This window comes from Enterobacter sp. CGMCC 5087 (genome assembly GCF_003144775.1).
In the GTDB taxonomy this organism is placed as follows: Bacteria; Pseudomonadota; Gammaproteobacteria; order Enterobacterales; family Enterobacteriaceae; genus Enterobacter; species Enterobacter cloacae_M.
In genome coordinates this window covers 25,502-33,796 of record NZ_QFXN01000309.1, presented here as the reverse complement: position 1 = coordinate 33,796, position 8,295 = coordinate 25,502, and the positions used below count along the sequence as shown (strand labels likewise).

Genomic DNA, 8,295 nt, shown 5'->3' with positions numbered 1-8,295 from the left:
CTACTTCACCGGCAAAACAACGGGGCAACATCTGCAGACGGTGTGGGATATCGTCAAAACGTGGGCGCCGGCGGGTGACCATAACGATCCGGTTAAGTACGCAAAGGACGTCGCCGGCTGGATGCACGTTTCTCCGGATGCGGTGCTGAACCTGTCCAACCCGAACACCATGGCGTTACTCATGCAGTCCATGGCCCGCAAGGAGGGATATTCAAACTGGAACAGCCCGCTGGCGTATCAGGCGGCTTCCGGACAGGCGCCGGTCATCAATCAGGAAACCAATATCAATATCCACGGAGTTTCCGATCCGCACGCGGCCGGAAAAGAGGTTCAGGATCGTCAGGAGAAGGTTAACTCCCGAAACGCTCAGGAATTACACAGGAGGACGAACTGATGGATTTTTTATCCACGATCTTCCGGCAGCAAAGCCGGCAGATTGGCGTGATGGTGCCCGATGTGGTGGTGTCCGAGAAGCACAGCGACATGCTGGAAATAACGGAGCATCCGGTAGAGCGGCAGACGACTGCTGGGACGGGAACGGTCGCCGACCATGCGTACCGCCGACCCAGCGAAGTCACCATGGAGGTCGGATTTGCCGGCGGGGGCTCCCTGCTGGATTTTACTGATACCACAGCGATCGGACTCACTACCCCGATAAACCCGATGTCTCCAAAAGACGTTTACGCCGCGTTACTCCAGATTCAGCAAAACCGCGAGCTACTGGATGTCGTTACCGGGAAGCGAACCTACAACAACATGTTGATTCGCAGCCTTGAGGTGACGACGGATAAGACCACCGAAAACGTCCTCTCCGCCACGCTCACGCTGCGCGAAGTGATACTGACCAGCACGAGCACGATTCAGGTGGATAAGTCTGATATGGCGACAGGAGCGAACACCTCACCGGTGCTGAATACCGGCACCAAAACGCCGGTGGAGGTGAAACAGGATAAGTCCCTGCTCAAGGCGGGATTTGATTTTATCAGCGGCTAAGGGGGGCTCCATGAAGGTACAGGAAATACCGCTGTCGGCGGACAATCAGCAGTTTGCCGTCAGCATTGATGGCGTGTCGTACAACATGCGTATCCTGTGGCGCGGCACCGTCTGGGTTCTGGATTTACATGACAGTGGCGGTAACCCGCTGATTCTGGGTATTCCGCTGATTACCGGCACGAACCTGCTGGAGCAGTGCCGGCACCTGCAGCTGGATTTTGCCCTGGTGGTGGAATGCGATAACCCGCAACAGGAGTACCCGACCCAATACGACCTGGGTACATCCAGTCATCTCTATCTCATTACGGAAATTTGATTATGTCAAAAAACTGGATGCGTCACTTTGAGCTGCAGCTGCTCGACAAGGACGGAAAGGGTATCGTCCTCAGTGATTTTAAAGTGGTATTTGATATACAGAAAACCGCGCCACAGAGCTTTGCGGGCTTTGTGGGTAACTTCCGGATCTACAACCTGTCCAAAAATACGGAAAACCGGATTATGGGTAACGAGTTTGCCAAAATCCGGGTTATCGCCGGCTACGACGGGCTGGAAAAGACCTACGACGAATCAGATGTCGGCGTCGTTCGTGACATCAACCCGGAGACCATCGGCCAGCAGGATGGCGCCAATTACGGGCTGATTTTTAACGGTGATATCCGTTTTACCATCACCGGAAAGGATAACGTGACCGACAGCTGGCTCCTGCTGCAGTGTATCGACAGCTGGGAGGGGCATCTTTCGTCGGTCACCGTCACCACGCACGCCGCCGGCTGGACGTGGCAGGACATTGTTGACCAGGGCATGAAGGACTACGCGCCATGGGGTATCACAAAGGGCGCCATTCCGGAGATGCCGCCAACGGTATTCCCGAGGGGAAGGGTTATCTTCAAGACCACCCGCGAGCTGATGACGGATGTATCCAGGCAATGCAACGCGGACTGGTGGTATGACAATAATCAGCTTTACATGCGTCCGGACGGAAAATACCTGCATGAAGTGTCTGAAGCCGTCGTGCTGAACTCTAATACCGGGCTGATAGGTCGACCAAAGCAGACCATGGGGAACGGCGTAAATGTCCGCAGCCTTATCAATCCAAATATCCGCATGGGTGGGCTTATTCGTCTGGATCAGGCCTCAGTGTATCGCGCCTCCCTGTCGTCTGACGAGGTCGCCAACTCCCCGGGCAGAATCAGCGAGCAGAACACCAACGGCAACTACACGGTCAGCGGTACCGTGAACCAGCAACCGGCATCAGTTAGCACTGACGGTGACTATATTGTGGTCTGCATCGACTATCATGGCGACACCCGGGGAAATCCCTGGTACATGGATATGGTCTGTATTGCTAAGGGGAGCGCGGACATGATGAATAAGTCAACTTTAGGGAAGCTTGGAGAGGTCCAATAATGCGTTTATTGTCGTTGGTGATCTGCCTTATACCATCAATAACACTGGCTGATACTAGCTGTGGCCCATTTACTCTGTCGCCTTCCAGTGATGGATTCATGCATATCAACGGCCAACGACCTGAGTCTCAAAAAATTACTTTCCTGAAAGAGAAAGACGACTTTCACAACGTAAAAATCCAGTGGATGCTTCCAGACCAGGAAACGGGGCGTTATCTGGGGATGGACTTCATCAAGCGCGACGGTAAAGCGATCCTCAACGTCGAAGCGATCCGCATGAACATGGACGAGCCCCGCGTCTTTGGAACCTACGACTGCGTGAAGGCTAAGTAACCCCTCCAAAAGTTGGCAGTTATCGCAGCAACTCAGTCACACCCTCTTCCTGAATCGGGGTGGCTTTGTTTTTATCAACCTTAAAAAACATGATAAAGTGCCATTTTGTCACTTTTAGAGGTTTTTTATGACAGGATTTGAATTGCGAATATGGCGCCGGGGTATGGGGTGGGATCAGGAACGAGCAGCGGAAGAGCTGGGAGTCAGCGTGAGAAGCTATAAGCGCTACGAGAAATCCCCTGAGGTGGCAAAACTGGTGGAACTTGCTGCCTTTGCGCTAAGTTCCGGTTACGCAAGAGCGCTTGATGCCGCTATTCAGCGCGGCATCGCTGATGCTGATGCCGGACGCACAAAGCCGGCCAAAGTTGTTTTTGACCGGCTTGCGGAAAAATACACCGTCAATGAACCAACTGATAATTCGCATTAAGACGTGTAGCCAACGTCTCAAGTCGCTTATCCAGCGTCCAGAGCCTTGCACCGGGAGTTATCAGGGTCGATGCAAGTAACGTCAAATCGACCAGCCCACATCCAAGCCCGTACAGTTTTTCGTTTTCAATAAACGCCATCACTTCGTTAATATTGGCCTGATGACTCTGCGGCAATAGCCCCAGATCGCCAAGCGTTCGCAGCCTTGGAGCAGGAGGAGTCCCGCACGCTATCTCTGCCAGTATCATCGGGTGGATCAGAACCAGATCCAGATTCAACAACTGAATTAACCCGTCATTTCGGTTTCTGAAATGGTCCACCCATACAGATGTATCAACTAAAACCGCCATTATGCTGATGGCTCCTCGCGGCGACGGGGCGCGGTTTGCATATCCGGCGCTGTACCTCCGAGTGACGACAGACGCTTCGCAGCCTGCACCCGAACAAACGTTTTCACCGCTTCACGGAAAATATCAGTCTTATCCATACCCGGATCGGCCATTTCCAGCGCCTGAGCATACAGGGCGTCATCAATAGTGACAGTGGTTCGCATAGTATTGCCTCCTTAATTGATTCATATATTGATGCAATATAGCATCAATATATGAATCATAGCAAATACCCCCTTCAACGCTTTGTCGCCCATTAACGACCTTTTATATTTTCGGAGAAAAAACATGTCCGTATCAGCCCAGTCTCGCGCCGGCGACGAACAGCAGATCATGGAGCAAATGCAGCGTAACGTCTCATCTCAGCTGCGCGTGGCGCTGCCGGGCATTATTCAGTCATTCGATCCCGATACGGTGACCGCCGTCGTCCAGCCTGCTCTCAAGGGTTCTTACGATGGCAAGTCTTTACCGCTCCCCCTGCTGGTTGATGTCCCGGTAATCTTCCCGCGCGGAGGCGGCTGCACGCTGACGTTTCCCGTAACGGCGGGCGATGAATGCCTGCTGATTTTTGGTGACCGGTGCATCGATTTCTGGTGGCAGAACGGCGGCATTCAGGAGCCGGTTGACCAGCGCCAGCACGACCTGTCTGACGGATTCGCCATTGTCGGCCCGCAGTCTCAGGCGAAGAAAATCAGCGGCATCAGCATGTCGGGAACGCAGTTACGTACTGATGACGGGGCTGCGTTTATCGAAGTGGCAACCGGGCACGATATTACGGTGACCACGCCCGGGAAGCTGACGGCCAGCGCCACGGGCGGGGCCGAAATCACCGCACCGGAGATTGTGCTCAACGGCAATGTGACCATTAACGGCAATCTGTCGCAGGGCATGGGCGAAGGAGGCGGAACGGCAACCATGCAGGGGCCGATAACCGTCACCAATGATGTGACCGCTGGCGGCAAGAGCGTCATGGGACATAAACACCAGGAGCATGACGGACCTGAAACAGGAGAGCCGATTTGAGATACCGGCGTGAGGATGAAAACGGCGATTACACCTTCGGGCAGGGTGATAACAGCTTCCTGGTGAATTCGCCTGAGACCGTACGGCAGGCCATTTTGACGCGGCTTGAGCTCTGGCAGGGGGAGTGGTTCCTCAACACTAAGGAGGGGACGCCATATCAGCAGTCAGTTGTGGGCAAACAGCAGGCCGATATCGCATCGCTTGCAATCCGGGACCGCATCAGCGGCACGCCTGGCGTGCGCAGTATCCTGTCGTTTGCCAGTACCTTTGATGGCGACACACGCCGCTTAACGTTCACCGCAACGGTGGACACCATCTACGGAAAAATAAATCTAACCTACCCAGAGGTGTAAATGTCTCTGAATCTCGACACGCTGGGGTTATCTGCAACGGTAACTCCCCAGGGGATAAGTGCGCCTGATTACCAGACCATCCTGGACACGCTGACCGGGTATTTCCGGCACATATACGGACAGGATGTCTATATCCCGCCAGACAGCAAAGACGGGCAGATGCTGGCGCTGTGGGCGCTGTCCATCCATGACACCAACAATGCCACCATCGCGGCGTACAGTAGCTTCTCGCCAGCGACGTCGCAGAATAATGCCCTATCCAGCAACGTGAAGATTAACGGCATTGCTCGCGAGAAAGCGACGCGATCGGAAGTCGACGTGTTACTGGTCGGACAGGTGGGTACAAAAATCACCAACGGCTCCGTTCGCGACGACAACAACATCATCTGGGATCTGCCTGCCTCGGTTGTGCTCGACGTGCACGGACAGGCACTGGTGACAGCTGTCTGCACGGTGGACGGTGCCGTACCGGCCGCTCCCGGAAGCATCACCATCATGAACACCCCGACACGCTGCTGGCAGTCAGTGACTAACCCGGGGAGTGCGACGGTCGGGCGACCGGTGGAGCGTGACGAGCAGCTGCGCGACCGCCAGACAAAATCCGTGGCTCTGCCGTCGCGCACAGTGCTGAGTGGCATCGTGGGGGCTGTGGCGTTACTCGATGGTGTTACCCGCCTGCAGCCTTACGAGAACGATACGGATGTGACTGATGCTGACGGCCTGCCGCCGCACTCAATCTCTCTTGTCGTGGACGGTGGCGACGCTGCGGCCATCGCGTCCACTATCGCACTGAAGAAAACGCCTGGTGCCGGTACGTACGGCACCACTACTGAAATCGTGGTCGACAGCTACGGGATTTCCCGGCCGATACACTTTTTCCGGCCAACAGAAGTGGAAGTCTATGTGCATATCGTTCTTAAGGCACTGACGGGATACACACAGGACACGGGGGATCGTATCCGGGTTCAGGTGGTGAACTACATCAATGCTCTGGCTATCGGCGCAGAAGTGCGGGTTAGCTGGTTAGTCATGCCGGCAAACCTGTACGGCGGACCGGGTAGCGATACATACGACCTTCGCGAGCTGCAGATTGGCACCTCTGCCGCATCAGTGGGCACAGCGAACATCGATATACCGTTCAACGCTGCAGCGCACTGTGACGGCGCGAATGTGGTTATTGAGGTGACCTGATGGCCGATAATCCGTATGTAAAGCGCATCACCTCCTGGCACAACGATAAGCCACTGTTCTGCCAGACCATCGCGCTGATTACGCAACCCCTCATTGATAACCAGACAACCCTTCTCGGATTAGCCGGCGATTTTGATCTTGATGATGCTGTTGGTGTCCAGCTGGATGCCGTAGGGCTATGGGTCGGGATGGGCCGGACGGTGAACTCTGAGGAGGAGGGTGTCATCACCATGGACGATGACACATACAGGATGGTTCTCCGGGTAAAAATTCAGGCAAACCACTGGGACGGAACCATGGAGGAATTGCCGGGTATCTATGCCGGCCTGTCGGCATCGCTGGGAGCCACTATTTTTGCGGTCGATAACTTCGATATGACCATGGATGTATTTGTATCCGGCACCCGGCTTTCACCGCTTATGAGAACCATCATCGCCATGGGTCTGCTGGACATAAAGCCTGAGGGGGTCAGGGTCCGCAACCACATCATTTCATCTGAGACGGGCGTTCTGTTCGGTTTCGATATCAGCAATGACTTTATTGACGGCTTTGACAAGTCGGTATGGGGAGAGAATTTATAATGCCAGAAACGCCTAAGAATGATTTTTTGCCGTTTGGTATTGAGACCGGCGCAAATGTCCTTAAGCCAGATGATTACGAAGGGCTGGCAGCGAGACAAAAGGGCTTTGTGTCCGGCGTGGCGAAGTCTGAAGAACTGAACACCGTATGGCGACAGGCATCAGTGATTACCGCTACGTTCGCGCAGTACATCGCCGACCGCACGGGCAAGGATGTGCTGGATGATGGGGATATGGCTGCACTCCTGCAGCTAACGAAAGAAGCCCTGAATGCCGTGCAATCCATCAGTGCCGGCGACAAAACCCATCAGCCAGACGCAGAAGGCAACGTAAAACTCGGCACCGCCGCCGATGCAGATATCGTCACCTCCATGACCGATACGACAGCCGGGCGTGTGCCGGTTGTTGGGTGGGAAGGGCTGGGCGGCTATGCCCTGCAAACCACTGACGCTGAGCTTCAGTCCCCGGACAGACTCCCCACGCGATTCTTTATCCAGGGAGGCGGCGATGCGGATAAGCGCTTCGGGCACTTTGGTTCCGGGGTGCATATTGAATACGGCACAAATGGTGATGGGGTGGAGTTTTCAGCAAATATGTTTGTCCGCGCTGACGGCAACATCATTGTTGAGTGGCTGCAGGTCAATGCTGATGGCTCAGTTAACCTGCAAAAGCAGCAAATGCTTTACGGTCCGCTGAATCCCCCGACCGCAGCTGATATCAGAGCGGTCGCAGTAAGCAGCGTGTTTGCAAAAGCGGATACAGACCTTGCTGATGCAAGCGCCCTCCCGGCTAACACGGTGAGCTTTTGTTATTCCGATGCGGCATTTTCACCAGGTTATGAAGCCACAATTCTTGATGTGGGTGGGCTGGGTGATGGTAGCGGCTACAGAGTGCAGTATGCCGCATCTTATGCCGATGGTGGTAAGCGGCTTAAATTCCGCACCCTGAATGGCGATAACGGCTACTGGGGAAGCTGGACAAACGTCATCACGAATTACGGCGGTGACGTTGACCACCTTAGTAATGCCAGCTATTACCACATAAACCCGGCAGCATGGCCGGGTGTGGGGGCATTTGCAAATCAATACGCTGACCCTACGGCACCGTTTACCATCCCTTTTGGACGAGTGACGCCTAAGGGTATCTCTCAGTATTTGCCCATCATCAAAGCCCTTTCCGCCACCGAAGAATATGGCTACGGGGCTGCGGTAAGCTTTGGCATCCTGCGCACCGGGAATGCTGACTTTGGCTCTGCTGTTATTCATATCATCGGGGATAACGGTAATGGAGCCGTATTTGGCTTTAATGCTGACGGGACCTTCAACGCCCCAAATGCAATCATTGCGGGCGGAGGTGTGTACGACACGCCAGGCGTTCGAGTTTACTCTTCAAACAACCCACCACCCACATATCCCTCGCAGTTCCGCACCGGGGCCAGAACCAAAGTGGGAAACCTGCACGCAGTGGGAGACTGGTCAGCACAGGTGCCGCAAGGTGCTGTCAATATTGCCTCATTAACTGAGGGAGATGACCGCATCACATCAATGTACTACGCCTATCCGCAGTACCTTATCAACGGTAACTGGGTTAACTTCGCATAAGG

At 54.5% G+C, this 8,295-nt stretch carries 12 protein-coding genes and 1 pseudogene; 11 read left to right on the top strand and 2 right to left on the bottom strand.

Annotation, left to right across the window (positions count from 1 at the left end; all coding sequences use genetic code 11):
• The 6 genes and pseudogenes from DEO48_RS26880 to DEO48_RS27010 all read left to right on the top strand — a co-directional run.
• Window positions 1–394: pseudogene (locus DEO48_RS26880) on the top strand (hypothetical protein); the annotation flags it as partial.
• A complete protein-coding gene (locus DEO48_RS25315; protein ID WP_109846642.1) occupies window positions 394–993 on the top strand; it encodes a phage baseplate protein in 600 nt (199 codons plus the stop codon). The pseudogene DEO48_RS26880 and the gene DEO48_RS25315, both read left to right, overlap by 1 nt.
• 10 nt (window positions 994–1,003) lie before the next feature.
• The gene (locus tag DEO48_RS25310; protein WP_109846641.1) at window positions 1,004–1,309 is read left to right on the top strand and encodes a phage baseplate plug protein; all 306 of its coding nucleotides are present in this window, start codon (window positions 1,004–1,006) and stop codon (window positions 1,307–1,309) included.
• Between the two features lie 2 nt (window positions 1,310–1,311).
• Window positions 1,312–2,400: a hypothetical protein gene (locus DEO48_RS25305; protein ID WP_109846640.1), complete on the top strand. Its 1,089-nt coding sequence runs from the start codon at window positions 1,312–1,314 to the stop codon at window positions 2,398–2,400.
• A complete protein-coding gene (locus tag DEO48_RS25300) occupies window positions 2,400–2,732 on the top strand; it encodes a hypothetical protein (protein ID WP_109846639.1) in 333 nt (110 codons plus the stop codon). Before DEO48_RS25305 ends, DEO48_RS25300 begins: the two co-directional genes overlap by 1 nt.
• A gap of 127 nt (window positions 2,733–2,859) precedes the next feature.
• Window positions 2,860–3,159 carry a DNA-binding transcriptional regulator gene (locus DEO48_RS27010; protein WP_219933023.1) on the top strand — a complete coding sequence of 100 codons (300 nt, stop codon included), beginning with the start codon at window positions 2,860–2,862 and terminating at the stop codon, window positions 3,157–3,159.
• On the opposite strand, the gene DEO48_RS25290 is transcribed toward DEO48_RS27010, so the two are convergent.
• The gene (locus DEO48_RS25290) at window positions 3,131–3,508 is read right to left on the bottom strand and encodes a type II toxin-antitoxin system VapC family toxin (protein ID WP_109846638.1); all 378 of its coding nucleotides are present in this window, start codon (window positions 3,506–3,508) and stop codon (window positions 3,131–3,133) included. The two genes, DEO48_RS27010 and DEO48_RS25290, sit on opposite strands and share 29 nt — an antisense overlap.
• Complete coding sequence (locus DEO48_RS25285; protein ID WP_109846637.1) at window positions 3,508–3,711, bottom strand: type II toxin-antitoxin system VapB family antitoxin; 204 nt, start codon at window positions 3,709–3,711, stop codon at window positions 3,508–3,510. Before DEO48_RS25285 ends, DEO48_RS25290 begins: the two co-directional genes overlap by 1 nt.
• Before the next feature lie 124 nt (window positions 3,712–3,835).
• Between DEO48_RS25285 and DEO48_RS25280 the strand changes: the two genes are divergently transcribed.
• Genes DEO48_RS25280 through DEO48_RS25260 form a run of 5 tightly spaced genes read left to right on the top strand, consistent with a single transcriptional unit; the run spans window position 3,836 to window position 8,293 of the window.
• Window positions 3,836–4,570, top strand: a complete 735-nt coding sequence (locus tag DEO48_RS25280; RefSeq protein ID WP_109846636.1) for a Gp138 family membrane-puncturing spike protein — start codon at window positions 3,836–3,838, stop codon at window positions 4,568–4,570.
• Entirely contained in the window at window positions 4,567–4,923 is a 357-nt protein-coding gene (locus DEO48_RS25275) for a hypothetical protein (protein WP_109846635.1), read from the top strand. Before DEO48_RS25280 ends, DEO48_RS25275 begins: the two co-directional genes overlap by 4 nt.
• Window positions 4,924–6,114, top strand: coding sequence for a baseplate J/gp47 family protein (locus DEO48_RS25270; protein ID WP_109846634.1), 1,191 nt, complete (start codon window positions 4,924–4,926; stop codon window positions 6,112–6,114).
• The gene (locus DEO48_RS25265) at window positions 6,114–6,695 is read left to right on the top strand and encodes a DUF2612 domain-containing protein (protein WP_109846633.1); all 582 of its coding nucleotides are present in this window, start codon (window positions 6,114–6,116) and stop codon (window positions 6,693–6,695) included. Before DEO48_RS25270 ends, DEO48_RS25265 begins: the two co-directional genes overlap by 1 nt.
• Entirely contained in the window at window positions 6,695–8,293 is a 1,599-nt protein-coding gene (locus DEO48_RS25260) for a hypothetical protein (protein WP_109846632.1), read from the top strand. Before DEO48_RS25265 ends, DEO48_RS25260 begins: the two co-directional genes overlap by 1 nt.
• Window positions 8,294–8,295: the final 2 nt, after the last annotated feature.

Excerpts from the sequence above, each read along its gene's own strand:
- DEO48_RS25265 (WP_109846633.1), top strand. The coding sequence starts at position 6,114 with ATGGCCGATAATCCGTATGTAAAGCGCATCACCTCCTGGCACAACGAT.
- DEO48_RS25300 (WP_109846639.1), top strand. The coding sequence starts at position 2,400 with ATGCGTTTATTGTCGTTGGTGATCTGCCTTATACCATCAATAACACTG.
- DEO48_RS25285 (WP_109846637.1), bottom strand. The coding sequence starts at position 3,711 with ATGCGAACCACTGTCACTATTGATGACGCCCTGTATGCTCAGGCGCTG.
- DEO48_RS25270 (WP_109846634.1), top strand. The coding sequence starts at position 4,924 with ATGTCTCTGAATCTCGACACGCTGGGGTTATCTGCAACGGTAACTCCC.
- DEO48_RS25290 (WP_109846638.1), bottom strand. The coding sequence starts at position 3,508 with ATGGCGGTTTTAGTTGATACATCTGTATGGGTGGACCATTTCAGAAAC.
- DEO48_RS25310 (WP_109846641.1), top strand. The coding sequence starts at position 1,004 with ATGAAGGTACAGGAAATACCGCTGTCGGCGGACAATCAGCAGTTTGCC.
- DEO48_RS27010 (WP_219933023.1), top strand. The coding sequence starts at position 2,860 with ATGACAGGATTTGAATTGCGAATATGGCGCCGGGGTATGGGGTGGGAT.
- DEO48_RS25305 (WP_109846640.1), top strand. The coding sequence starts at position 1,312 with ATGTCAAAAAACTGGATGCGTCACTTTGAGCTGCAGCTGCTCGACAAG.
- DEO48_RS25280 (WP_109846636.1), top strand. The coding sequence starts at position 3,836 with ATGTCCGTATCAGCCCAGTCTCGCGCCGGCGACGAACAGCAGATCATG.
- DEO48_RS25315 (WP_109846642.1), top strand. The coding sequence starts at position 394 with ATGGATTTTTTATCCACGATCTTCCGGCAGCAAAGCCGGCAGATTGGC.
- DEO48_RS25260 (WP_109846632.1), top strand. The coding sequence starts at position 6,695 with ATGCCAGAAACGCCTAAGAATGATTTTTTGCCGTTTGGTATTGAGACC.